20 protein-coding genes and 2 tRNA genes are annotated in these 23,050 nt (G+C 66.4%); 6 read left to right on the plus strand and 16 right to left on the minus strand.

Going from position 1 to position 23,050, the window contains the following annotated elements:
* Positions 1-14: 14 nt before the first annotated feature.
* The 11 genes from treA to A7E77_RS14655 form a co-directional block, all read right to left on the minus strand.
* Positions 15-1,556 carry an alpha,alpha-trehalase TreA gene (gene treA / locus A7E77_RS14605; RefSeq protein WP_063689079.1) on the minus strand — a complete coding sequence of 514 codons (1,542 nt, stop codon included), beginning with the start codon at positions 1,554-1,556 and terminating at the stop codon, positions 15-17.
* Positions 1,553-3,322 carry a glycogen debranching protein GlgX gene (glgX, locus tag A7E77_RS14610; RefSeq protein WP_063689082.1) on the minus strand — a complete coding sequence of 590 codons (1,770 nt, stop codon included), beginning with the start codon at positions 3,320-3,322 and terminating at the stop codon, positions 1,553-1,555. The genes treA and glgX overlap by 4 nt, the downstream gene beginning before the upstream one ends.
* A complete protein-coding gene (locus A7E77_RS14615) occupies positions 3,319-4,938 on the minus strand; it encodes an alpha-D-glucose phosphate-specific phosphoglucomutase (protein WP_063689084.1) in 1,620 nt (539 codons plus the stop codon). Before A7E77_RS14615 ends, glgX begins: the two co-directional genes overlap by 4 nt.
* Positions 4,935-6,365, minus strand: coding sequence for a glycogen synthase GlgA (glgA, locus tag A7E77_RS14620; RefSeq protein WP_063689086.1), 1,431 nt, complete (start codon positions 6,363-6,365; stop codon positions 4,935-4,937). The genes A7E77_RS14615 and glgA overlap by 4 nt, the downstream gene beginning before the upstream one ends.
* A complete protein-coding gene (gene glgC, locus A7E77_RS14625; RefSeq protein ID WP_017978741.1) occupies positions 6,362-7,585 on the minus strand; it encodes a glucose-1-phosphate adenylyltransferase in 1,224 nt (407 codons plus the stop codon). Before glgC ends, glgA begins: the two co-directional genes overlap by 4 nt.
* Before the next feature lie 88 nt (positions 7,586-7,673).
* Complete coding sequence (gene glgB / locus A7E77_RS14630; RefSeq protein WP_063689089.1) at positions 7,674-9,839, minus strand: 1,4-alpha-glucan branching protein GlgB; 2,166 nt, start codon at positions 9,837-9,839, stop codon at positions 7,674-7,676.
* Positions 9,836-12,277, minus strand: coding sequence for a glycogen/starch/alpha-glucan phosphorylase (locus A7E77_RS14635; RefSeq protein ID WP_078462317.1), 2,442 nt, complete (start codon positions 12,275-12,277; stop codon positions 9,836-9,838). The genes glgB and A7E77_RS14635 overlap by 4 nt, the downstream gene beginning before the upstream one ends.
* An 87-nt stretch (positions 12,278-12,364) precedes the next feature.
* Positions 12,365-13,672, minus strand: a complete 1,308-nt coding sequence (locus A7E77_RS14640; RefSeq protein ID WP_063689094.1) for an Nramp family divalent metal transporter — start codon at positions 13,670-13,672, stop codon at positions 12,365-12,367.
* Positions 13,673-13,760: 88 nt separating this feature from the next.
* The gene (locus A7E77_RS14645) at positions 13,761-14,792 is read right to left on the minus strand and encodes a DUF6976 family protein (RefSeq protein WP_063689096.1); all 1,032 of its coding nucleotides are present in this window, start codon (positions 14,790-14,792) and stop codon (positions 13,761-13,763) included.
* Positions 14,789-15,034 carry a hypothetical protein gene (locus A7E77_RS14650; protein ID WP_063689099.1) on the minus strand — a complete coding sequence of 82 codons (246 nt, stop codon included), beginning with the start codon at positions 15,032-15,034 and terminating at the stop codon, positions 14,789-14,791. Before A7E77_RS14650 ends, A7E77_RS14645 begins: the two co-directional genes overlap by 4 nt.
* A gap of 97 nt (positions 15,035-15,131) precedes the next feature.
* On the minus strand, positions 15,132-15,767 hold the full coding sequence (locus tag A7E77_RS14655; RefSeq protein ID WP_063689101.1) for a DNA-3-methyladenine glycosylase family protein: 636 nt from the start codon (positions 15,765-15,767) through the stop codon (positions 15,132-15,134).
* A gap of 57 nt (positions 15,768-15,824) precedes the next feature.
* On the opposite strand from A7E77_RS14655, the gene A7E77_RS14660 reads away from it, so the two are divergent.
* The gene (locus A7E77_RS14660; protein ID WP_043059391.1) at positions 15,825-16,142 is read left to right on the plus strand and encodes a 2Fe-2S iron-sulfur cluster-binding protein; all 318 of its coding nucleotides are present in this window, start codon (positions 15,825-15,827) and stop codon (positions 16,140-16,142) included.
* A 62-nt stretch (positions 16,143-16,204) separates the two neighbouring features.
* On the opposite strand, the gene rlmB is transcribed toward A7E77_RS14660, so the two are convergent.
* Entirely contained in the window at positions 16,205-16,948 is a 744-nt protein-coding gene (rlmB, locus tag A7E77_RS14665) for a 23S rRNA (guanosine(2251)-2'-O)-methyltransferase RlmB (RefSeq protein ID WP_063689103.1), read from the minus strand.
* 177 nt (positions 16,949-17,125) lie between these two features.
* On the opposite strand from rlmB, the gene A7E77_RS14670 reads away from it, so the two are divergent.
* From A7E77_RS14670 to A7E77_RS14685, 4 genes are all read left to right on the plus strand, one after another.
* Positions 17,126-17,211, plus strand: a tRNA-Tyr gene (locus A7E77_RS14670).
* Between the two features lie 198 nt (positions 17,212-17,409).
* Entirely contained in the window at positions 17,410-17,985 is a 576-nt protein-coding gene (locus A7E77_RS14675) for an SRPBCC family protein (RefSeq protein ID WP_063689106.1), read from the plus strand.
* The gene (locus tag A7E77_RS14680) at positions 17,982-19,169 is read left to right on the plus strand and encodes a zinc-dependent alcohol dehydrogenase (RefSeq protein ID WP_063689109.1); all 1,188 of its coding nucleotides are present in this window, start codon (positions 17,982-17,984) and stop codon (positions 19,167-19,169) included. The genes A7E77_RS14675 and A7E77_RS14680 overlap by 4 nt, the downstream gene beginning before the upstream one ends.
* 13 nt (positions 19,170-19,182) lie before the next feature.
* Positions 19,183-19,968 (plus strand): SDR family NAD(P)-dependent oxidoreductase, encoded by a 786-nt coding sequence (locus A7E77_RS14685; protein ID WP_063689111.1) that lies wholly within the window; start codon positions 19,183-19,185, stop codon positions 19,966-19,968.
* 66 nt (positions 19,969-20,034) lie between these two features.
* Here A7E77_RS14685 and A7E77_RS14690 read toward each other — a convergent pair.
* Positions 20,035-20,108: transfer RNA gene (locus tag A7E77_RS14690), tRNA-Gly, on the minus strand.
* A gap of 129 nt (positions 20,109-20,237) precedes the next feature.
* Here A7E77_RS14690 and A7E77_RS14695 point away from each other — a divergent pair.
* Positions 20,238-21,551, plus strand: a complete 1,314-nt coding sequence (locus tag A7E77_RS14695) for a methyltransferase family protein (RefSeq protein WP_226341770.1) — start codon at positions 20,238-20,240, stop codon at positions 21,549-21,551.
* Here the strand turns inward: A7E77_RS14695 and A7E77_RS14700 are convergent.
* Genes A7E77_RS14700 through purN form a run of 3 tightly spaced genes read right to left on the minus strand, consistent with a single transcriptional unit; the run spans position 21,536 to position 23,045 of the window.
* Positions 21,536-22,144 (minus strand): hypothetical protein, encoded by a 609-nt coding sequence (locus A7E77_RS14700; RefSeq protein ID WP_063689113.1) that lies wholly within the window; start codon positions 22,142-22,144, stop codon positions 21,536-21,538. The two genes, A7E77_RS14695 and A7E77_RS14700, sit on opposite strands and share 16 nt — an antisense overlap.
* Positions 22,141-22,503 (minus strand): MmcQ/YjbR family DNA-binding protein, encoded by a 363-nt coding sequence (locus A7E77_RS14705; protein WP_063689116.1) that lies wholly within the window; start codon positions 22,501-22,503, stop codon positions 22,141-22,143. The genes A7E77_RS14700 and A7E77_RS14705 overlap by 4 nt, the downstream gene beginning before the upstream one ends.
* Complete coding sequence (gene purN, locus A7E77_RS14710; RefSeq protein WP_063689118.1) at positions 22,500-23,045, minus strand: phosphoribosylglycinamide formyltransferase; 546 nt, start codon at positions 23,043-23,045, stop codon at positions 22,500-22,502. The genes A7E77_RS14705 and purN overlap by 4 nt, the downstream gene beginning before the upstream one ends.
* Between the last annotated feature and the right edge of the window lie 5 nt (positions 23,046-23,050).

Here is a 23,050-nt window from a genome sequence, read left to right on the forward strand (position 1 = left end):
CCGATGTTATGCAGCTATTGCGCCGTCGTAAACCCCTTGGCGATGAGCGCCCGAGTGACGCCGTTGGTCCAGCCGAACCCGTCCTGCAGCGGGTATTCGCCGCCGCCGCCGGGCAGGCGCTGCACAACGTTGTACTTTTCCAGCAGCTTGCCGCTGGCATCATATTCGCGGGTCACGCTGGCCAGCCAATGGGCGGCGATCCGGCGGGCGAGCGCAGTTTCGCCATAGCGTTCCAGCCCCGTGATCGCGACCCATTGCAAGGGCGCCCAGCCGTTGGGATCATCCCATTGCTGCCCAGTGTCCACCAGCGTGGTGCGAAGCCCGCCCTCGCCGATCAGCGGGGCCAGCGCCTTGGCAGTGGTTTGGGCACGGTCAGGCGTCGCGATGCCGACGAACAGGGGGAAGGCCATGGCGGCGGTGCGCCCGCCCGCTACCGTGTCCGCTTCCAGGTCGTAATCGGCATAATAACCGGCAGCGTTCCACAGATGGCGGTTGATCGCGACCGCGCGGGCGTCTGCCGCCGCGGTGTAGCGGCTGGCGCAGGGATCGTCCTTCAGCGTCCGGCAGTTCGTCGCGATGCTGCGTTCGAGCCCGTAGAGCAGGCTGTTGAGATCGACCGGGACGACGCGCGTCGTGCGGATCGTCGCCAGCGTCTTGCCATCGGCGAGCCAGCGCGAACTGAAGTCCCAGCCGCTTTCGGCGCCGGCGCGCAGATCGCGGTAAAGGACCTTGGCGTCGCGACCAGGGTTCGCCTGTGCGAGCAGCGCGTCCTCGCGATAGCTTTCGTCGCGGGGATCGTCGCGGTCATCCCAATAGCGGTTGAGCAGGCTGCCGTCGCGAAGGCGGACGACGCGGGCGTTCGCCTCGCCGGCACGCAGGCCATCGGCACCGCGCATCCAGAAATCATGCTCGGCGCGCAGCCAGCGGGTGCGCTGCGCCAGCGTGTCGGCACGCTTCGACATGCCGGCGATCAGGTAGAAGAAAGGCGGCTGCGAGCGGCTGAGATAATAGGTACGCGTGCCGTTGGGAATGCGGCCGTAGCGATCGAGCAGACTGCCGAAATCGACAATCATGTCTTCGACCAGATCCTGCCGTCCGGAGGCCTGCAGGCCCAGCATCGTGAACCAGCTGTCCCAATAATACATTTCGCGAAACCGGCCGCCGGGGACGACGAAGCGTTTGGGCAACGGCAGCGCCGACGAACCTGGGGCGACGCTCGGCAAGGTCCGCGTGAGCTGCGGCCACAGTGCATCGATATGCGCGGTGAGCGAGAGTTTGGCCGACGGTGGCGGCACGGTCGGCGTGATCGGCAGGGTGAAGTTCGCCTGCACGAAGGCTTCGAGCGCCGCGCGATCCTTGCAGGCGCACTGGCGATAGGCCTTCATGATCGCGGCATCGCTGCGCCGCGGCTGGGCGTCGGCGAAGGTCTTTGAATCGGGGAAGACGCGCTGCATCTGCACCGCGCGGAACAACTCGCCGAAGCGCTGGGCGGGCGACAGCGGCGTGGCGGCGACGAGCAGCGTCGACAGGGCAAGCAGCAGCGGGCGGATCATCATCGGCTCTCCACGATGGTTCTACGGCTCAGCGAGACGCGGCGGGTCAGGCGGTCTATACGCAGCACGATCTGGGCTTCGCCGTCGGGCAGGCGAAGTTCGAAACCGGGCGCGTCGTGCCAGCGGCCCGGCGTCATGGCCTCGCCATCGAGCGCGCGCCAGTCGGCGTCGGCGTAGGGGGCGACGGCGTCCAGCCGGTTGGCGGCGCGAAAGGCGGCGAGGGCGGCGACGAAATCCTCGAGATCGCGGTCACGGTGCTGCCAGTCGACCCAGCCGATCGTATTGTCCTGCGCATAGGCGTTGTTGTTACCCTGCTGCGTGCGGCCGAATTCGTCGCCGGCGGTCAGCATGATCGTGCCGCGCGAGGCGAACAGCGTGGCGAGCAGCGCGCGGAGGCCGTCACGGCGGCGCTGGCGGATGGCGGGATCGTCGCTCGGCCCCTCGACGCCATTGTTCCAGCTGAGATTGTCGCCATGGCCATCGCGATTGTCCTCGCCATTGGCACGGTTGTGGCGCTCGGCATAGCTGACGAGATCGGCAAGCGTGAAGCCATCGTGCGCCGCGAGGAAGTTGACCGTGCGCGTGTCGCCGGGACCGAAGAGGTCCGCGGATCCTGCGATGCGGGTGGCCAGCTCGCCTGCGCTGCCGTCGCCGCGCCAGAAGCGGCGGACGTCGTCGCGGTAGCGGTCGTTCCACTCCAGCCAGTGGTCGGGGAACTGGCCGAGCTGATAGCCGCCGGGGCCGATGTCCCACGGCTCGGCGATCATGACGCGGCTGGCAAGCAGCGGGTCGGCGGCGATCTCCGCGAAGATCGGCGCATGAGGATCGAAGCCGGGGCCGCGGGCGAGTATCGTCGCGAGGTCAAACCGGAAGCCGTCGACTCCGCACCGGGCGAAATGGCGCAGGCTGCCGAGGATCAGTGCGCGGACCTCGGGCCGGCTGCAATCGAGCGTGTTGCCCGTACCGGTGTCGTTGACGAGGCTGCCGTCGGGTGCGTGCGCGTAATAGAGCGGGTCATCGAACCCGCGCAGCGACAGAGTCGGGCCAAGGCGGTCGCTCTCGCCGGTGTGGTTGAAGACGAGGTCGAGGATCACGCCGATCCCGGCACTGCGGAGGGCGGCCACCGTCTCGACCAGTTCGGCGACGCCGCCGGGGGCGAGCCGCGGGTCGATCGCCATCGGCACGACCGGGTTATAGCCCCAGCTGTTGGTGAGGCCGAGCGGCGGCAGGTGGCGTTCGTCGATCCATGCAACGATCGGCATCAACTCGATCGCGGCGACGTTCAGCTTCTTGAGATGCGCGATGACAGCGGGATGGGCGAGGGCGGCGATCGTGCCGCGCTGTGCCTCAGGCACGTCGGGGTGCAGCATAGTGAAGCCGCGGACGTTGAGTTCGTAGATCAGGCCGCCGGGGGTGAAGAGGGGCGGGGCGACAGGTGCGTTAGGGGGCGGCGTGACGATGGCGCGGGGGACCAGCGCGGTCGTGTCGATACCCGGCTCGCCGAGGCACGGGTCGTAGTGGAACGGCCGGTCTAGCTGGATCGCATAGGGATCGACTAGCAGTTTCGCCGGGTCGGCCGCAGCGCGATAGCCGTATCGCGCGCTGACGCTGACGCCCTCGATCTCCGCATGCCAGACGCCGTCCGCACCGGTCATGGGTATCTGTCGCTCGGCTGCATCGTCGAACAGGCAGAGCGTGACCGGGGTCGCGCTCCGCACGGCGAAACGGGTGCCGCCGTCCACGACTTCGGCGCCGAACGACACGCTCACGTGATGACGTCGGGCTCGGTGCGGCCGGTGTGGCGAGCGATCCCGGCGATCGCGTCCGCTGCGGCGACGATATCGGCGAGCATCTCGCCGGTATCGCGGTCGAGGTCGCCGTCGGCGGGTTCGTAGCGTTCGAGATAGACGCGCAATGTCGCGCCGCTGGTGCCCGTGCCCGACAGGCGGAAGACGACACGGCTGCCGCCGTCGAACAGGATGCGCACGCCCTGGTTGCGGCTGACCGATCCGTCGGTGGGGTCGGTATAGGCGAAATCATCGGCTTCCGCGACGCTGAGGCCGGCAACCTGCGTGCCGGCGAGCGTGTCGAGCTTCCCGCGCAGTTCCGCCATCAGCGCATCGGCGCGATCGCTCTCCACGCCTTCATAATCGTGGCGGGCGTAATAGTTGCGGCCGTAGGTCGCCCAGTGATCGCGCGCGATCGCATCAACCGATTGGCCGCGGACGGCGAGGATGTTGAGCCACAGGAGCACCGCCCACAGGCCGTCCTTTTCCCGCACGTGATCGGAGCCGGTGCCCGCGCTTTCTTCGCCGCAGATCGTCGCCATGCCGGCGTCGAGCAGATTGCCGAAGAACTTCCATCCCGTAGGCGTTTCGAAGATCGGCAGCCCCTTGGCCGCCGCGACGCGATCGGCGGCGGCGCTGGTCGGCATCGATCGGGCGATGCCCTTCAGCCCTGCGGCATAGCCCGGCGCAAGGTGCGCATTGGCGGCGAGCATCGCGAGGCTGTCGGACGGCGTCACGAACCGGCCACGGCCGATGATGAGATTGCGGTCGCCGTCGCCATCCGACGCGGCGCCGAAATCGGGCGCATCGGGGGCCATCATCGTCTCGTAGAGCGCATGCGCGTGGACGAGATTGGGGTCGGGGTGATGGCCGCCGAAATCCTCCAGCGGCGTGCCGTTGCGCACCGTGCCCTTGGCGAAGCCCAGGCGGTTTTCGAGGATTTCGATCGCATAGGGGCCGGTAACGGCGCTCATCGCGTCGAATGCCATGGTCAGACCGGCGGCACGAATGGCAGCGAAGTCGAACAGCCGCTCCATCAAAGCGGCATAATCGGCGACCGGATCGACGATCTCGACGGTCATATCGCCGACCTGCGTTTCGCCGATCGTGTCGAGATCGACGTCCGCCGCGTCGACGGTCAGCCAGCGGTCGATCACCTTGGTACGCTGGTACAGCGCTTCGGTGACGCTTTCGGGTGCCGGGCCGCCATTGGCGATATTGTACTTGATGCCGAAATCCTCGGTCGGGCCGCCGGGATTGTGGCTTGCCGACAGAACGAGGCCGCCCAGCGCCTTGCGGATTCGGATCATGTTGCTGGCCGCCGGCGTCGACAGGATGCCGCCGCGGCCGATCACCGCCCGCCCGAAGCCATTGGCGGCGGCGATGCGGATCGCCTTCTGGATCACCTCGCGGTTGAGGAAGCGGCCGTCACCGCCGATGACGAGCGTCGCGCCCTGCTTGCCGTCGATGACGTCGAACACCGACTGGACGAAATTCTCGGCGTAATTGGGCTGCTGGAACACCGTCACCTTCTTGCGGAGGCCCGAGGTGCCGGGCTTCTGGTCGGTGTAGGGCTGGGTCGGGCAGGTGCGGATCATGCGTGTCCTGTCAGGGTCTTGTAGAGGTCGGCGTAACGGCGGCCGCTTTGGCCCCAGGAGAAATCGGCGCGCATCCCGTTGCGCTGGAGGATGCACCATAGATCGGGCCGGGCATATGCGGCAATCGCGCGGCGGATCGCGTGCGCCAGCGTGTGGTGGCCGGTCTCGCCATGTTGGAAACCGGTGGCGACGCCGGCGGCGAGCGCCGCTTCGTTGGCATCGATGATCGTGTCGGCAAGACCGCCCGTGCGCGCGACGATCGGCACGCAGCCATAAGCGAGGCCGTACAGCTGGGTCAGCCCGCACGGTTCGAAGCGCGAGGGAATCAGGATGGCGTCCGCGCCACCTTGCAGCAGATGCGAGAGCGGCTCGTCATAGCCGATCTGCACGCCGATCCGGCCGGGATAGCGTGCGGCGGCGGCAAGGAATGCCGCCTCCAGATGCGCGTCGCCCGATCCGAGCAGCGCCAGCCGTCCGCCGAGTGCGACGAGTTCGTCGAGGCATTGCGTCAGGACATCCATGCCCTTCTGCCAAGTCAGGCGGCTGATGACGGTGAACAGGGGGCCGTCCCCCGCTTCCAATCCGAATACGCTTTCGATCGCGCGCTTGTTCGCCTTGCGACGGCCGAGCGCGCGGGTGGTGTAACGGCTGGGGAGCGCGGCGTCGGTTTCCGGGTTCCAGACCGCGGGGTCGATGCCGTTGACGATGCCGTGGACGCGGTCGCGGCGCGCTTCGATGAGGCCTTCCAGGCCCATGCCGAAGCGGCCCTCGCGGATTTCGGCCGCATAGGTCGGGCTGACGGTGGTAATCGCATCCGCGGCGGCGAGACCTGCCTTCAGGAACCCAACACCGCCGTAATATTCGACGCCGTCGATCGCATAGGCCATCGCGGGCAGGCCGAGGTCGGTGAACACCTCCGCGTCGAACTGGCCCTGGAAGGCGATATTGTGAACGGTCATCACGCTCGCCGGGCGGCGATCGGCGTGCAGGAAGCGAAGATAGGCGGGTGCCATCGCCGCCTGCCAGTCGTGCGCGTGCAGCAGTTCGAAGCAATAACCCGGCACCACGCCCGCGGCGATCTCCGCCGCAGCAAAGGCGAACGCCGCGAACCGCTGCCAGTCGTCGGTCTGGCCATAGAGGCCGCCGGGGCGCGCGAACAATTCGGGCGCGTCGAGCACCAGCAGCGGATGCTCGCCGATGTGCGAGGCCAGCAGCCGCGCCTCGACGCCGAGCAGATCGGGCCAGCGGTGGACGACCGTCGCACCCTTCACCGCCTTGGCGAGCGCGGGATAGCCGGGGAGCAGCGTGGTCGTCGCGATGCCGTGCGGGCTGAGTGCGTCGGGCAAAGCGCCGACGACGTCCGCCAGCCCGCCGGTTTTCACCAGCGGGAAGGCTTCGGACGCGACCGAGAGGACCGATAGGGTCACAGCGCCAGGCGGTCGATCATCGGTTGGGTGATGAGGCAGATGCCCTTGTCGGTCCGGCGGAAGCGGCGGCTGTCGAGTTCCGGGTCCTCCCCGACGATGAGCCCGTCCGGGATGACGACGCCGCGATCAAGCACCACGCGCTTCAGGCGGGCGCCCCGGCCGATGTGGCAATAGGGCAGCACCACCGCCTCGTCCAAGGCAGAGAAGCTGTGCGCGCGGACGCCGGTCGACAGCAGGCTGCGATGGATCGACGAGCCCGACACGATGCAATTTCCCGACACCAGGCTCGACACCGCCGAGCCGCGCCGGCCCTCTTCGTCATGGACGAATTTGGCGGGCGGCGTGATCTCCGAATAGGTCCAGATGGGCCATTCATGATCGTAGACGTCGAGCTGTGGGATGACATCGGTGAGGTCGATATTCGCTTCCCAATAGGCGTCGACCGTGCCGACGTCGCGCCAATAGGCGGCGGGCTCCTCGCTGGTGCGGACGCAGCTTGCCGAGAAGCGGTGGGCCTGCGCCTTGCCGTGCTGGACGAGGTAGGGGATGATGTCCTTGCCGAAGTCGCGCGCGGAGCCGGGCGTGTCGGCATCGCGGCGCAACTGCTCGATCAGGAACTTCGTGCGGAAGACGTAAATCCCAAGGCTGGCGAGCGCGATGTCGGGCTGGCCCGGGATCGACGGCGGATCGGCAGGCTTTTCGACGAAGTCGATGATCCGGTCGGTCTCATCGACGTGCATCACGCCGAATGCGACCGCCTCCATCCGCGGCACCTCCATGCACGCGACGGTGACGTCGGCGCCACTGTCGCAATGCTGCTGGAGCATCACTTCGTAATCCATCTTGTAGATGTGATCGCCGGCCAGGATCACCATATACTCAACATCATAAGCCTCGATGATGTCGATGTTCTGGTAGACCGCGTCGGCGGTGCCTTCATACCATTGGAACTCGCTGATCCGCTGACTGGCGGGCAAGATGTCGAAGCTTTCGTTGCGTTCCGGGCGCAGGAAGTTCCAGCCGCGCTGCAAGTGGCGGATCAGCGAATGCGCCTTGTATTGGGTCGCGACGCCGATGCGGCGGATGCCCGAATTGATCGCGTTCGACAGCGCGAAATCGATGATCCGGCTCTTGCCGCCGAAATAGACCGCGGGCTTCGCGCGCGTGTCCGTCAATTCCATCAGCCGGCTGCCGCGGCCACCCGCCAGCACATAGGCCATCGCATCACGCGATAGCGGCTGTCCTCGTCTGTCTACCACCGGCATCCTCCTATTCTCTGTACCGTCGACCGTCCTGCCCCTGGATCGGTCAACCGTCGTATTGCAGCATGATGGTCGCGAGCGGAGGCAGTGTCACCCATGCCGCGCCGTCCTTCGCGTCGACGCCCCCCATATTGCCGAGGCCGGAGCCCCAATAATGGTGCGCGTCGGAATTGATGATCTCGCGCCAGCGCCCGTCGTGCGGCAGCGGCACGCGATAGGGCGCGCGCGCGACCGGCGTCAGGTTGGCGATCACCGCCACCGGCTTCTCGCCCGGCGCCTTGCGCAACCAGGCGAAGACCGAATTGGCGGCATCGTCGCCGATAAGCCATTCGAAGCCCTCGCCCTCGCAGTCGCGCGCATGCAGCGCGGGCGTTTCGCGGTACAGGCGGTTGAGGTCGCGGACCAGATTGCGAATCCCCTCGTGCGACGACGAACAGCGCAAATGCCAGTCGAGCGCCCGATCCTCGCTCCACTCCTGCCGCTGCGCGAACTCCTGGCCCATGAACAGCAGTTTCTTGCCGGGATAGCCCCACATGAAGGCGTAATAGGCGCGCAGGTTCGCGAACTGCTGCCAATCGTCACCGGCCATCTTGGCGAGCAACGACCCTTTGCCGTGGACGACCTCGTCATGGCTGAGCGGGAGCACGAAATTCTCGTCGAAGGCATAGACGAGGCCGAAGGTGATCTCGCCATGGTGATGCCGCCGGTGGATCGGTTCGCGGGCGAAATACTGGAGCGTGTCGTGCATCCAGCCCATGTTCCACTTGAACCCGAAGCCCAGGTTGGTGCGCGGCCCGTCGTCGAAGGCGGGGGTGGAGACGCCCGGCCAGCTGGTCGATTCCTCGGCAACGGTGAACACGCCGTCGCGCTTGCCGTACACCGCGCGGTTCATGTCGCGCAGGAAATGCACGGCCTCCCAATTCTCGCGGCCACCCTCGTCGTTCGGGATCCACTCGCCGGCCTTGCGGCTGTAGTCACGGTACAGCATCGAGGCGACGGCATCCACGCGCAGCCCATCGACGTGATAGCGTTCGGTCCAGAACAAGGCGTTGTTGATCAGGAAGCTACGGATCTCGCGCCGCCCGAAATTGTAGATCGCGGTGTTCCAGTCGGGGTGGAAGCCGAGGCGCGGGTCTTCGTGTTCGTACAGTGCGGTGCCGTCGAACCGGGCGAGGCCATGGACATCGACGGGGAAGTGCGCGGGCACCCAATCGAGCAGCACGCCGATCCCCGCCCGGTGCGCACCATCGACGAAGCGGGCGAAGCCGTCCGGATCGCCGAAGCGCGCGGAGGGCGCGTAGAGCCCGGTCGTCTGATAACCCCATGACGGATCATAGGGGTGTTCGCTGATCGGCATGAATTCGATATGGGTGAAGCCCATGTCGACGACATAGGGGATCAGGCGGTCGGCCAGCGCGTCCCACGACAGATACCAGCCGTTTTCGTCGCGATCCCAGCTGCCAGCGTGGACCTCGTAGATGCTCATCGGCACGCGGCGCGGGTCGAGCTTCGACCAGCTGTCGCGGTGCGCGGCGTCGCCCCAGTCGTGCGCGGACGGTGCGGTGGTGATGGACGCGGTCTTCGGGCGCAGTTCGGACTGGAAGGCGAAGGGGTCCGCCTTCAGCGGTTGCAGCGTGCCCTCCGGGCCGAGGATCGCGAACTTGTAGCTGCGGCCCGCACCGATATCGGGCAGGAAAATCTCCCACACGCCGATGTCGGCGCGGCGGCGCATCACGTGGCGGGTGTCGTTCCAGTCGTTGAAGTCGCCGACTACCGATACGCGCTGTGCATTGGGGGCCCAGACGGCGAAGTGCATGCCGCTTGCGCCCTGATGCTCGATCAGATGCGCGCCCATCTTGTCGTAGAGGCGGAAATGCGACCCTTCCGCGATCAGATAATCGTCGGTGGGGCCGAGCACCGGGCCAAAGCTGTACGGGTCCGTCACCCACCATTCCGCACCATAGCCCTGCGCGCGGTACTTCACCGGCTGCGGGTCGCCATCGATCGCGCCTTCGAACAGGCCGGCGTCGTCTACACGGTTCACGCGGCCGAGCGAGGTGCCCGACAGGTCGTGCGGTTCGGCCGTTTCGGCGCCGGGGATCAGCGTGCGCGCGAACGTACCGTTCGGACCTGCGAAGACACCCAGTAGCGAAAAGGGATCGTCGTGGCGCCCGGCGAGCAGGGCAGCGATGGCGCCACGCGGCGGCTTCACATCACGTTCCAGATGTCGCGCGCATATTCACCGATCGTGCGGTCCGACGAGAACCACCCCATGTTGGCGACGTTGAGCACCGCCGATCGGCCCCATGCTGCGGGATCGCTCCAGCGCGCATCGACCATGCGTTGGGCGGCGGCATAGCCGTCGAAGTCGGCGGCCAGCATGAACCAGTCGTGATCGCGAATGCCGTCCATCAGTCCCCCGTAACGATTTGGATCGTCCGGAGAAAACACCCCAGAGGCGATTGCGTTCACCGCCTGCGCCAATTCGCGCGACGCGCCGATCGCGTCCGTACCGCGATAGCCGCTGGCGCGCTTGTCCGCGACCTCCTCAGCGGTCAGGCCGAAAATGAAGATGTTGTTCGCACCGACATGATCGCGAATCTCGATATTCGCGCCGTCGAGCGTACCGATCGTCAGCGCGCCGTTCAGCGCGAACTTCATGTTGCCGGTGCCGGACGCCTCCATGCCCGCGGTCGAAATCTGTTCGGACAGGTCGGCCGCCGGGATGATGCGTTCCGCAAGGCTGACGTTGTAATTGGGGACGAAGGCGACCTTCAACAGATTGCCGACCGCGGGATCGGCGTTAATCCGCTTGGCGACGTCGTTCGCCAATTTGATGATCAGCTTGGCGTTGTGGTAGCTCGACGCCGCCTTGCCGGCGAACAGCTTGACGCGCGGCGTCCAGTCGCGCTCCGGGTGGCTGCGGATTTGATCGTATAGCGCGACCGTCTCGACGATGCCGAGCAGCTGGCGCTTATATTCGTGGATGCGCTTGATCTGCACGTCGAAGATCGCATCGGGATCGAGCTTCAGCTCCATCGTGTCATGCAGATACTGGCTGAGCGCCACCTTGTTCGCGCGCTTTACCGCGGCGAAGCGGTCGCGAAAGCCCGCGTCGTCAGCGAAGGGGGCCAGCGCGGTCAGCGCCTGCGCATCGTCGCGGAAGCCGTCGCCGATCGCGCTTTCGATCAGATCGGTGAGCCCGGGATTGCACTGCTGCAGCCAGCGGCGCGGGGTGATGCCGTTGGTCTTGTTGTTGATCCGATCGGGATAGAGACGGTGGAGGTCGGCGAAGACCGTCTTCTTCATCAGATCGGTGTGCAGCGCGGCCACGCCATTGACGCTGTGGCTGCCCGCAAAGGCGAGGTTCGCCATGCGGACGCGGCGCTCGCCGCCTTCGTCGATCAGGCTGATCGCGGCGATCGCGCGATCGTCGGCACCGCTTTCGCGCGCCTCGCGCAGCAGCTTGGCATTGATCGCATAGACCAATTGCATGTGCCGCGGCAGCAGCCGTTCGAACAGCGGCAGCGGCCAGCTTTCCAGCGCCTCGGGCAGCAGCGTGTGGTTCGTGTAGCCGAACGTCCGTCGCGTGATGTCCCACGCCTCGTCGAACGTCAGGCCGTGGAAATCCTTCAGCAACCGCATCAGTTCGGCGACCGACACCGCCGGGTGCGTGTCGTTGAGCTGGATCGCGGCCTTGTCCGGCAGCGTGCGGATATCGCCGAAATACTGGACGTGACGGCGGACGATGTCCTGGATCGAGGCCGACGAGAAAAAATATTCCTGCCGCAGCCGCAGCTCCTGCCCTGCGGGCGTGCTGTCATTGGGATAGAGGACGCGGGTCAGCGTTTCGGCGCGGAGCTGCCCGGCGAGCGCGCCTTCGAAATCGCCGGCGTTGAACTGGTCGAGCTTGATCGGATCGAATGCGCGGGCGTTCCACAGACGCAGCGTGTTGACGCGCTTGCCGCGCCAGCCGACCATCGGCGTGTCGAAGGCGACCGCCTCCACCGCTTCGGCGGGCGACCAGTGGCTGCGGCCGTCGGCGAGCGTCGTCACCTCACCGCCGAAACCAACGAAATAGGCGCTTTCCCGCCGCTCGAACTCCCACGGATTGCCGTGCGCGAGCCAGGTTTCGGGCAGCTCGACCTGCCAGCCATCGTCCAGCCGCTGGCGGAACATGCCGTTCACGTAGCGGATGCCATAGCCATAGGCCGGCAGGTCGAGGCTTGCGAGGCTTTCCATGAAACACGCGGCCAGTCGCCCGAGGCCGCCGTTGCCGAGCGCCGCGTCCGGCTCGATCTCTTCGATCACGGCAAGGTCGACCCCGAGCGACGCCAGCGCCTGCGCGACCTCGTCGTTATGCCGCAGGTTCGACAGGGCGTCGCGCAGCAACCGCCCGATCAGGAATTCGAGGCTGAGATAATAGACCCGCTTCGCGCCCGCCGCGTGCGCTTCCTTGGTCGAGCGCATCCAGCGTTCGATGATCTCGTTCCGCAGTGTGAAGATCGTCGCCGCGAGCCAATCGTGCGGGCGGGCGGCCTGCCGGTCCTTGCCGATGCGATGGACGAGGGTGTCGACGATCTCGCTGGCGAGGTCGGGGGCGAGCGCATGGGTCTGCGCAGGGGTGGATGCGGCAGCTGGTTCGGTCACGATCGATCCGGGGAAGAAGAGGGATACGCTGCCGTAACTAAACGATAGGTGCCGGCGAAAGTCACCCTCTAAATGGCCGAAGTGGCATCACAGCATGCCGACCAGTAGCGTCAGGTTGAGCCCGATGATGATCGCGGCGATCAACCAGGCGAGCAGACGCAACCAACGCGGGCTGACGAAGCGGCCCATGACGCGTGACTGGCCGGTAAACAGGACCAGCGGCACGACGGCGAAGGGCAGTTGCAGGCTGAGGATGACCTGGCTCAGCACCAGCAGCCGGGTCGCACCGCCGTCGCCGCTGGCGCCGACGACGATCACCGCCGGTACGATCGCGAGCAGGCGCGTGACGAGGCGGCGCAGCCAGACGGGCAGGCGGAGCTGCAGGAAGCCCTCCATCACGATCTGCCCGGCGAGCGTGCCGGTGACGGTGGAATTCTGGCCCGAGGCCAGCAGCGCGATACCGAATACGACGCTCGCCGCGCCGACGCCCATCATCGGGGCGAGCAGGCGATAGGCCTCATCGATCTCGGCGACTTCGGTGCGGCCCGCGGTGTGGAACACCGCCGCCGCCGTCACGAGGATGGCGGCGTTGATGAAGAAGGCGAGGCCCAGCGCGATCGTGCCGTCGATCGTCGCCATCCGCGCCGCCTCGGCCTTTCCCGCGTCGGTGGGTTCGAAGGCGCGCGTCTGGACGATCGAGGAATGGAGGTAGAGGTTGTGCGGCATCACCGTCGCGCCGAGGATGCCGATCGCGAGGTACAATTTGGCTGGATCGGTGACGATGCCGGGGCTGGGGACGAGGCCCGCGAGCATCGCGCCGACGTCCGGCTTTGCGTGGAACAGCTCGAACGCGAAGCAGCCCGCGATGATGACGAGCAGCGCGATGATGAACGCCTCGATCTTGCGGAAGCCATAGCGTTGCAGCGCCAGGATCAGGAAGACGTCGAGCGCGGTGAGGATCACGCCCCAGACCAGCGGGATACCGAACAGCAGCTTCAGCGCGATCGCCGTGCCCAGCACTTCGGCCAGGTCGCAGGCGATGATCGCGACCTCCGCCAGCGCCCACAGCGCGAACGACACCGGCCGGCTGTAATAGGCCCGGCAGGCCTGTGCGAGGTCGAGGCCGGAGGCGACGCCCAGTCGTGCCGAGAGCGCCTGCAATACGATCGCCATCAGGTTCGACAGCAGAATGACCGACAGCAAGGTGTAACCGAAGGCCGACCCGCCGGCGATGTCGGTCGCCCAATTGCCGGGGTCCATATAGCCGACGGCGACGAGGAAGCCCGGCCCCATGAACGCCGCCAGCCGCCGCCAGCCCGATCCGCCGGTCGGCACCGAGACGCTGCGATGGCTGCCGATCAGCGAGGGCGCGGGCGAGGTGGCGGGGGGCGTCATCCCCGCGGTCTGTGCGGCAAGCGCGTCACGACCGCAAGTGTCGCGCGCGACGGGAAAAACTTCGTTGCGCGCTCGGCTGCTGGCCGGGTCAGGCGGCCTTGATGGTGAGGTAGACCAAGGTCTGGGTCAGCAGCATATAGGCGATCTCGCCGAACGACATCGGCCCGGCGACATCCGCGGTGCGTTTGCCCGCAAGACCTGCATAATTGTAGTTGAGGATGCAGTTGCAGGCGAAGGCGAGCGTGTCATGCCGTTCGCCGAGCTGCTCAGTGAACAGCGTCTCATAATCCCCGATCGGCTTGGCGAAGCGATAGGTGATGTGGGAGAACACCGGAGCGAAAAACGTGACGTGGCCGGTGTCCGCCGCGATGCCGGCCGTCGCCACGTTGATCATCGCGCCGTTATAGTCCGCGACGAGCGGCAACCGCGTATCGATGCTATGGGCCGCGATATGGTCGACCAGGCGCTTGCGAACGCCATCGACGTAAACATGTTCGACGGTGAAACCAGTATCGGCGCCGTCTTCGTCTCCGAAGGTCAGTGCGGGGCCGTCGCCGGGTTCGAACAGGTTGACGATATCGACGTCGGCATAATGGCTGTCGGGCAGCGCGACGTGCATGACCACGGCGTCCGTGCCGGAGATCTGCCCGGTCGCGCCGTCGAAGACCTTGGGACTATCGGTGTCGAGACGATCAAGCGCGGCCCCCGTGACCCAGCCGACCAACGGGCGGCGGAACACCCCGGGCCATTCCCCGCTGCGCAGTGCGAACGCCTGATGCGCCGGGCTCTGCGACGGCAGCAGGATGACGGTAAAGCCGTTGTCGGGGCCTCCGTCCGCCAGCGTCGACAGCGCATCGGCCGGCAGCAGGTGTTGCGCGTGAACGGCCGCCATGTCTGGCAGGCGTTGCACGAAAATACGATCGCGATCGAACGTGCCGCCGTCTTCATGCGTCATGAAATAGGGGATGGTGCCGCCGATCCACCGGCCTTGCGGCAGCGCAGCGAGCAGCCGCTCCTCGCCGGCCAGCAGCAGGGCATCGCCAGCGGCGATCATCGCGCCGACTTCGTCAACGCTGTAGAGCGAACGGTCGGCAGCGGGCTGTTCCGGGCTGATGGTCATCGCGCGCTGGCCTCTGCGATGGTGGCATAATCAGGAGCCGCGAACCGGGCATTGTCGCGGAAGAAGGTGCGCAGTTCGGCAACGATGTCCGCCTTGTCGGTGGTTCCGTCACGATAGGCATGCGTCAGCCGGATCATCAGGATCCGCAGGGCCAGGCAGCGATAAGTCGGCTTGATCTCGCCCGACAGCAGCCGATGCCACAAGGGATCGGAGGCGGGTGCGATATCGACTGTCATTGTCATCAAGCCTCCCCTCGCGCGGTGTGCCTCTCCCGACGACGATACGCTGATCTGTGTTAATCAGATGTAATCGCCCGATCTTATTCGCAAACGTGCGCCGTCACACCGGAGCGGCGTCGACGTCCGGCCCGGCGCCGTAATGGTGCCAGGTGAAGATCGCGAGCGCGCCACGATGCGGCCGCCACGCCTCGGCAAGTGCGCGAACCTGCTTTTCGGACGGGCGGGCGTCATGACCCAGCAGGCGGCCGACTTCGATCTGCACGGCGAGGTCGCCGGCAGGCCAGATGTCGGGCCGTCCTTCGGCAAAAAGGAGATAGATTTCGGCCGACCAGCGCCCGATCCCCTTCACGCGAACGAGCTGCGCGATCGCCTCTTCGTCATCCTCGGGCAGCGCATCGAGGTTCAGGCGACCGCTCGTCACCTCCTCGGCGAGGCTGCGCGCATATCCCGCCTTTTGGCGAGAAAGGCCCGCCGCACGCAGCGTCTCGTCGCTAGCGGCGAGGATGGTATGCGGATCGCCCGGATCGCCTACCAAGGATTCGAGCTTGCGATAGACGGCATTCGCCGATGCGACGCTCACCTGCTGGCCGATGATCGTGCGCAGCAGCGTGATATAGCCGCGCGCGCGCAGCCGTGGTGGCGGATAGCCGACACGGGCGAGCCCCGCGGCGAAGGCGGGTTCGGCGGCGGCGAGGGCGTCCATGCTCGCGCGGATTTGCTCGGCGTTCAGGCCCATGCTTGATCCTGGGGCGGTGGCGAGGCATGGCCCGCGGCAACTCTAGGGGAGATTATCATGCCCAAGCTTATCGTCGTCACGCGCGAGGGGGAAGAACGCGAAATCAACGGCGAGGCCGGTTTGTCGGTGATGGAAGTCATCCGCGACGCCGGCATCGACGAACTGCTGGCGCTGTGCGGCGGCTGCTGCAGCTGCGCGACCTGCCACGTCCATGTCGACCCGGCCTTCGCCGATCAGTTGCCCGCGATGAGCCCGGACGAGGACGACCTGCTCGATTCGAGCGACGAGCGCAACGCCACCTCGCGCCTGTCGTGCCAGCTGCCGTTCACCGATGCGCTCGACGGCCTGAAGGTCACGATCGCCGGCGAGGATTGAGGGGACCGGCAGCCCGACGTCGTCATTCCCGCCTACGCGGGGATGACGACGTTCACATGGCCTTATCGTGCCGCTACCGCATACAGTGCGATCGCCGCGGCATTCGAGACGTTCAGGCTTTCCACCTTGTCGCTGATCGGCAGCTTGGCGAGTTCGTCGCAATGCGCCTCGGTATTCTGGCGCATGCCTTCGCCTTCGGCGCCGAGTACGATGCAGATGCGTTCCGTCCCCATCGCCTCGGCGAGCGTCTGATCGGCGTGGCCGGTCAGGCCGATGCGCCAGAAGCCGGCTTCGGCGATCTCTTCCAACGCGCGCGCCAGATTGACGACGCGGCACCACGGCACCGTTTCCAGCGCACCCGAGGCCGAGCGCGCGACCGTGCCGCTTTCGGGCGGGGCGTGCCGGTCCTGCGTCACGATGCCCAGCGCGTCGAACGCCGCTGCCGAGCGCAGGATCGCGCCGACATTGTGCGGGTCGGTCACCTGGTCGAGCACGATCAGCGGGCGGTTGTCGTCCTTGCCCTCCATCAGCAGGTCGGCCAGCCACATCTCCTCGAGCGGCTCGACCTCGGCGACGAGGCCCTGGTGCGGCGCGTCCGATGGCACCAGCCGGCCGAGGTCCGCGGCGTCGGCATAGACGACCGGCATTGCGGGCGGCAGATCGAGCGACGACAGCGCCTCGCGCGTGCCCCAGATCTTGCGCACGGTGCGGTTGGGGTTGGCGAGCGCCGCCGTCACCGGGTGGCGACCCCAGAATTTGGGGCGATTGGCGGTGCCCGTCGACGGGCGATGGCCGCGGCGCGCCATCAGCGCAGGCCGCCGGACACGGAGGGGAAGGGGGCGTAAGTCATCGCCGGCCTGCTAGGCCGCGACGGCGGAGCACGCAAGCTGTGCAGCTTATGCACAGTTTTGTGGGCAAAGCGGCGTTGACAGGCGCGTCGCCCCACGCCAATAGGCCGCCTCGCTTCGGCGAAGCTCCCATCTGGACAGGTGGCCGAGTGGTTAAAGGCAGCAGACTGTAAATCTGCCCGTGCAAGCGTACGCTGGTTCGAATCCAGCCCTGTCCACCATCCTTCCCGACGCAGGGAAGGCCGATCCCCACCGCCGGATCGCTCCTCACCATCACAGAGACGTCGTCCGCCCGTTGATGCGCCGCGTGCATGCGGCGCACGACGGAAAGAGACTTATCTAGTTGAATCTACGGGCGTAACGACTGGAACGCTGGTTGCTACGTCGGGTTGGTGCCCCTCTTCTCGAGGGAGCTGAGGATGACCTATCCACGCGACGACGCGCCACCGACGACGTCGAAACATGGCGATGCCGCCGATGCTGCAACCGAATCGCTGATCGATGCCAAGGGCTCGTCCGCGATCGCAACGGCCGTGACGATCAATCGGCCGGTGGCCGAGGTCTATGCCTACTTCCGCGACTTCGCGAACCTGCCGAGCTTCATGGAAAATGTCATCTCGATCGAGGTGACGGACGATAAGACCTCGCATTGGACCGTGAAGGCGCCCGCCGGCGCCACGGTGTCGTGGGACGCGCGGATCACGCAGGAAGAACCGGATCGGCTGATCGCCTGGTCGTCCGAACCCGGTGCCGACGTGCCCAATTCGGGCCGGGTCACGTTCCGCGATGCGGGTCCGCGCGGGACGGTCGTCACCGCGACGATCGCTTATGATCCGCCCGGCGGGGTGATCGGCAAGGTCATCGCCAAGATGTTCCAGCGCGAACCCGCCATCCAGGCGCGTCGCGACCTGGCGCGCTTCAAGCAGCTGATGGAGGCGGGCGAGATCGCCACGCCGGCCATGACGCTCAAGCAATTCGAGGAGATGGGGCTGTGAAAGCGCTCGCATGGCACGGCAAGCATGACGTCCGCATGGATACGGTCGACGATCCCGAAATCGTCAACCCGCGCGATTGCATCATCAAGGTAACCTCCACCGCAATCTGCGGATCGGATCTGCACCTGTACGACGGCTATATCCCGACCATGAAGGCCGGCGATGTCCTGGGCCATGAGTTCATGGGCGAGGTAGTGGATATCGGCGCGAAGTCGACGCTGAAAAAGGGGCAGCGCGTCGTCGTGCCCTTCACCATCGCCTGTGGCAGCTGCTTCCACTGCGGCAAGCACCAATATTCCGCCTGTCCCAACGGCCTGCCCGCCGACAATCAGGATATTGCTCGTGAGCTGTACGGGCATGAGATGTCGGCGCTGTTCGGTTACAGCCACATGACCGGCGGCTATGCGGGCGGCCAGGCCGAGTATGTCCGCGTGCCGTTCAGCGATGTCGGACCGATCGTGATCCCGGACGGGGTGGAGGACGACAAGGTGTTGTTCCTTAGCGACATCCTGCCGACCGGCTGGCAGGCTGCGGAATATGCCCAGATCGAACCCGGCGACACGGTTGCCGTGTGGGGCTGCGGCCCGGTCGGGCTGTTCGCCGTCCAGTCGGCGTTCCTGATGGGGGCCGAGCGCGTCATTGCCATCGATCATTTCCCCCGCCGCCTCGACCTCGCCAAGCGCTTCGGCGCGGAGACGATCAATTTCGAGGACAGTGCGACCTATGACGCGCTGATGGAGATGACCGGTGGCATCGGCCCCGATGCGGTGATCGACGCGGTGGGGCTGGAGGCGCACGGGATGTTCGTCGACAACGTCATCGATCAGATCAAGGCGTCCACCTTCCTCGGCACCGATAGACCGCATTCGGTCCGGCAGGCGATCATCGCCTGCCGGAAGGGCGGACGCGTGTCGATGCCGGCGGTGTACGGCGGCTTCGTCGACAAGTTTCCGCTCGGCGCGTTCATGGAAAAGGGGCTGACGCTGAAGACCGGCCAGACCCACGTCCAGCATTACATGCCCGCACTCCTGAACGCGATTCTGGAGGGCAAGATCGACACCGAATTTCTGATCTCGCACCGCATGCCGCTGATGGACGCGCCCAAGGGCTACAAGATGTTCAAGGACCAGCAGAACGAGACGACGAAGATCGTGCTGAAGCCCGGCATGACGGCAACCTCATAAGGAACGCGACATCATGGCACATCCCTTTGCGATCATTACCGGCGCCTCGACCGGCATCGGCTTCGAGCTCGCCACGTTGGCGGCCAAAAACGGCTACGACATTCTGGTCGTCGCGGACGAGCCGTTGATCGAGGCGGCGGCGGAGGACTTTCGCCAGTTCGGCACCGAGGTACGCTTCGTCGAGGCCGACCTGTCGACCCTGCAGGGTGTCGATGAACTGCTCGCGGCCGCAGAGGGGCGGCCGGTGGACTTGCTGTGTGCCAATGCCGGCCGGGGACTTGGTCACGCCTTCCTCGATCAGCGTGTCGAAGATTGGCGCCGTGTGGTCGACACCAACATCGTCGGCACAAGCTATCTGTTGCAAAAGGTGCTGGCCGACATGGTCGCCCGTAACGCGGGCAAGGTGCTGGTGACCGGCTCGATCGCAGGCTACATCCCCGGCGCGTTCCAGGCGGTGTACAACGGCACCAAAGCGTTCGTGGACAGCTTCGTTGCCGCGATCCAGAACGAGATCAAGGACGCGGACGGCGTCACGCTCACCAATCTGATGCCGGGCCCCGTCGACACCGAGTTCTTCGCGCGTGGCGATATGCTGGACACGTCGGTCGGCAGCGATCCGAAGAAGAGCGACCCCGCCGACGTCGCCCGCGATGGCTGGGACGCGCTGATGGCCGGCAAGGCACAGGTCGTGTCGGGCTGGAAAAACAAGATCCAGTCCGCCGTCGCGAACGTCACACCGAACGCCGTGCTCGCGGAACGCCACCGCGCCATGGCCGAGCCGGGAACGGCAAAGGACTGAACGACGAAGGCTCGCGCCCATCATGCCGGAGCGCAACCGGCATGATGGGCGGCGCATGGGGAGGGATGGAGCGGGTAACGGGAATCGAACCCGTGTATTCAGCTTGGAAGGCTGCTGCACTACCATTGTGCTATACCCGCATGACGCTGGCAGCGGGGCTTGGGGCCCGGCGATCGTCGCGCGGGGGCCTATCTATCGTCGGCCTTCGTGCGGTGCAAGCGGCAGCGTGGTTCATGGCTTGATTACCGTTCGCACGGTAGAAGCGGGCCATGTCTGTCGACCCTGTACCTAATTGCGCGTCCTCGCCTGATCATTGCCCGCCGTCGGCGGTCAGCCACGGCGTGGGGCTGGCGGGCATTGCGGGGTTGGGCGCGTGGCTGGTCTTCGCGGGCAGCATCGGCATGGACGGACCCTATGCGGCCTTGGTCGCACTGGTCGCCTGCGCTGCGCCGATGATCCTGTGGTCGCTGCTCGTCGACAAGGTGCATCGCCATGCGACGACGGGGATCGACTGGGGCTGTCCGCGGCCATTCGTCGAGACGCGGGAGATCAGCCTGACCAAGCTTGCCGGCTTGTTCGCGACCTGGGCGGGGATCGGCATCATGTATGGCATGGGGCGATTTTATTGGGAGGGGAATTTCGCCTTTGCCATGTGGTGCTTCAGCTGGGGCATGCCGATCGTCGCGCTGCTGGCGGTGCCCTATGTCCTGTGGCTGGACCGCTATCTGGAGCAGCCGCGCGACGGCAGTTGGCATGTCGGCGCGTGGCTGACCGGGCAGGCGGGCGTCGAGCGCGAGGCGATCTGGGGGCATATGCGCAGCTGGGGAGTGAAGGCGTTCTTCCTGGCCTTCATGCTGGCAGTTGTGCCGGGCAATTACGGCAGCTTCATCCGCAGCGATCTGACGCGGCTGAGCGATCCGGTGATGCTGGCGAGCTGGCTGATCGCGCTGATGTTCGTGATCGACGTCAGCTTCGCGACCATCGGCTATATGCTGACATTGCGGCCGCTCGATTCGCATATCCGCAGCGCCAACCCATTTGCAGCGGCGTGGACCGCGGCGCTGATCTGCTATCCGCCGTTCATCATGATGGAGACCGGCGGGCCGCTGGATTACCATCCGGGGACGCAGGAGTGGAGCAGCTGGTTCGCCGGACACCCGGCGCTGCTGTGGCTGTGGGGGGCGGCCCTCGTCGCCCTGACCGCGGTCTATGCTTGGGCGACGGTGGCATTCGGCCTGCGCTTTTCCAATCTCACGCATCGCGGCATCCTGACCCACGGGCCTTATGGCTGGTCACGGCATCCGGCCTATCTGTCGAAGAACACGTTCTGGTGGCTGTCGACGCTGCCGCTGTTGACGACGGGGTCGCTGGTCGATGCGAGTCGGGCGACGCTGCTGATGGGCGTGGTGAGCGGCGTCTATTATTGGCGGGCGAAGACCGAAGAGCGGCATCTGGGGCTCGACCCGACGTATCGCGCGTACAGCGACTGGATAGGGCGGCATGGCGCCGTGCCGCGGTTCCTCCGCTGGCTGCTCGGTACGCCTGCACCGGCGCCGGTCGAGGCGCCTCAGGTGGCGGGATGATCCTTCGTCCATAAGGCGTCGATCCGCGCCTGATTGCCGCCGGTTTCGCGCAGGCGCAGATCGATCAGTTCGACCACGCGGCCGCGCAGCGGGCGGCCATGCGTTTCCCACACGAGATCGTAGACCGCCTGCCGCGTCGTCGGCTGATCGTCGGTGAAATAGGTGTAGCGGATCAGCACGGGGAGCCGCCCGCTTTGTGCGTCGGGACCGCCATCGGTTGCCTTGCGCAGCGCCTTTTCGAACCAGCGCGATTCGATCGTCTGATCGACGGCATCCTGCGGACCGACGTCGAGCGCGGTCGGGAAGGTGACGCGGACGTCACCCAGCGGATGCGCCTCTGTCTTGGCGAGGACGATCTGGCTCTTGTCCTTCGACGGTGTGCCGCGCAGCACGAAGCGGGTCTTGTCTCGCGTCGCGCTAGCCGCTTCGACCGCCTTGTCGGCGGCGGCGTCGCGGCGTTCCTGCCAATTGTTGTACAGCGTCAGCGCGGCAATGATGACGCCGGCGACGGCGACCACCTCCGCCAGCGTGATCCAGCGGCGGCGCGTCTGCGCCTGATCGGGCGTTTCGCTGCTGCCGCCGGTGCCGCTCATCGTCCGCCAGCCTCCAGCAGGCGTTCGGGGGCCGCCAGTTCCCAGCTGTGCGCGATGCGATCCTCGATCAGCGTCCAGTCGGGGTCGCCGCCCAGCGTCATGCCGATCCACGGTTCGGGGCCGAGATCGTCAGCGGGTTCGTAGGCGTCGGGATCGCTTTCCAGCGCGTCGGCCTGTTCCTCGGCATCGGCGGTTCGGACACACACCGTCTCGTCGTCGGTCAGCTGCGCGAAGGGGACGTCATCGACGACGAAGACGGGGAGGCCGCCCTCGCCGCGTTCTTCCGCCTCGGGCAGCAGCAGCGCGATCGCGCGGACGCGGTCGATCGGGGTAGACGCGTCGGTCAATTCGGGGGTCATCGGCTGGCGAACTCCTTGAGCACCTGCGGATACAGGCGATGTTCGGCGACCAGAACGCGCGCGGCGAGCGTATCAGGTGTATCGCCGGCAAAAATCGGCACCTCGGCCTGGCCGAGCAGGGCGCCAGCGTCCAGTTCCTCGGTGACGATATGGACCGAGCAGCCCGCCACCGCATCGCCGGCGTCGATCGCGCGCGCGTGGGTGTCGAGGCCCTTGTACTTGGGTAGCAGCGAAGGGTGGATGTTGACGATGCGGTCGCGCCAGCGCGCGACGAACTCGTTCGACAACAGCCGCATATAGCCGGCGAGTGCGACGATCTCACAGTCCGCGTCGCGCAGGGCGGCGTCGACCTCTGCCTCATAGGCCGCCTTGCCGATCCCCTTGGGTGACAGCGCGAAGGTCTTCAGGCCCCGCTCGCGCGCCCAGGCGAGGCCCGCGGCATCGGGCTTGTCGGATGCGACGAGGCCGACCGGCACGCCCGATTCGACCAGCGCCATCATGTTCGAGCCGCGGCCCGAGATCAGGATGCCGACGGTCTTCATCGCCT

The organism is Sphingomonas sp. NIC1 (genome assembly GCF_001638925.1).
GTDB classification, from domain to species: Bacteria; Pseudomonadota; Alphaproteobacteria; order Sphingomonadales; family Sphingomonadaceae; genus Sphingomonas; species Sphingomonas aquatilis.

What these genes read in the sequence shown, in the direction of transcription:
- treA (WP_063689079.1), bottom strand. Translation starts at nt 1,556, where the DNA reads ATGATGATCCGCCCGCTGCTGCTTGCCCTGTCGACGCTGCTCGTCGCC.
- A7E77_RS14615 (WP_063689084.1), bottom strand. Translation starts at nt 4,938, where the DNA reads ATGATCCGCACCTGCCCGACCCAGCCCTACACCGACCAGAAGCCCGGC.
- glgC (WP_017978741.1), bottom strand. Translation starts at nt 7,585, where the DNA reads ATGGCCTATGTGCTGGCGGGTGGCCGCGGCAGCCGGCTGATGGAATTG.
- A7E77_RS14640 (WP_063689094.1), bottom strand. Translation starts at nt 13,672, where the DNA reads ATGACGCCCCCCGCCACCTCGCCCGCGCCCTCGCTGATCGGCAGCCAT.
- A7E77_RS14645 (WP_063689096.1), bottom strand. Translation starts at nt 14,792, where the DNA reads ATGACCATCAGCCCGGAACAGCCCGCTGCCGACCGTTCGCTCTACAGC.
- A7E77_RS14650 (WP_063689099.1), bottom strand. Translation starts at nt 15,034, where the DNA reads ATGACAATGACAGTCGATATCGCACCCGCCTCCGATCCCTTGTGGCAT.
- A7E77_RS14655 (WP_063689101.1), bottom strand. Translation starts at nt 15,767, where the DNA reads ATGGGCCTGAACGCCGAGCAAATCCGCGCGAGCATGGACGCCCTCGCC.
- A7E77_RS14660 (WP_043059391.1), top strand. Translation starts at nt 15,825, where the DNA reads ATGCCCAAGCTTATCGTCGTCACGCGCGAGGGGGAAGAACGCGAAATC.
- rlmB (WP_063689103.1), bottom strand. Translation starts at nt 16,948, where the DNA reads ATGGCGCGCCGCGGCCATCGCCCGTCGACGGGCACCGCCAATCGCCCC.
- A7E77_RS14675 (WP_063689106.1), top strand. Translation starts at nt 17,410, where the DNA reads ATGACCTATCCACGCGACGACGCGCCACCGACGACGTCGAAACATGGC.
- A7E77_RS14685 (WP_063689111.1), top strand. Translation starts at nt 19,183, where the DNA reads ATGGCACATCCCTTTGCGATCATTACCGGCGCCTCGACCGGCATCGGC.
- A7E77_RS14695 (WP_226341770.1), top strand. Translation starts at nt 20,238, where the DNA reads ATGTCTGTCGACCCTGTACCTAATTGCGCGTCCTCGCCTGATCATTGC.
- A7E77_RS14700 (WP_063689113.1), bottom strand. Translation starts at nt 22,144, where the DNA reads ATGAGCGGCACCGGCGGCAGCAGCGAAACGCCCGATCAGGCGCAGACG.
- A7E77_RS14705 (WP_063689116.1), bottom strand. Translation starts at nt 22,503, where the DNA reads ATGACCCCCGAATTGACCGACGCGTCTACCCCGATCGACCGCGTCCGC.
- purN (WP_063689118.1), bottom strand. Translation starts at nt 23,045, where the DNA reads ATGAAGACCGTCGGCATCCTGATCTCGGGCCGCGGCTCGAACATGATG.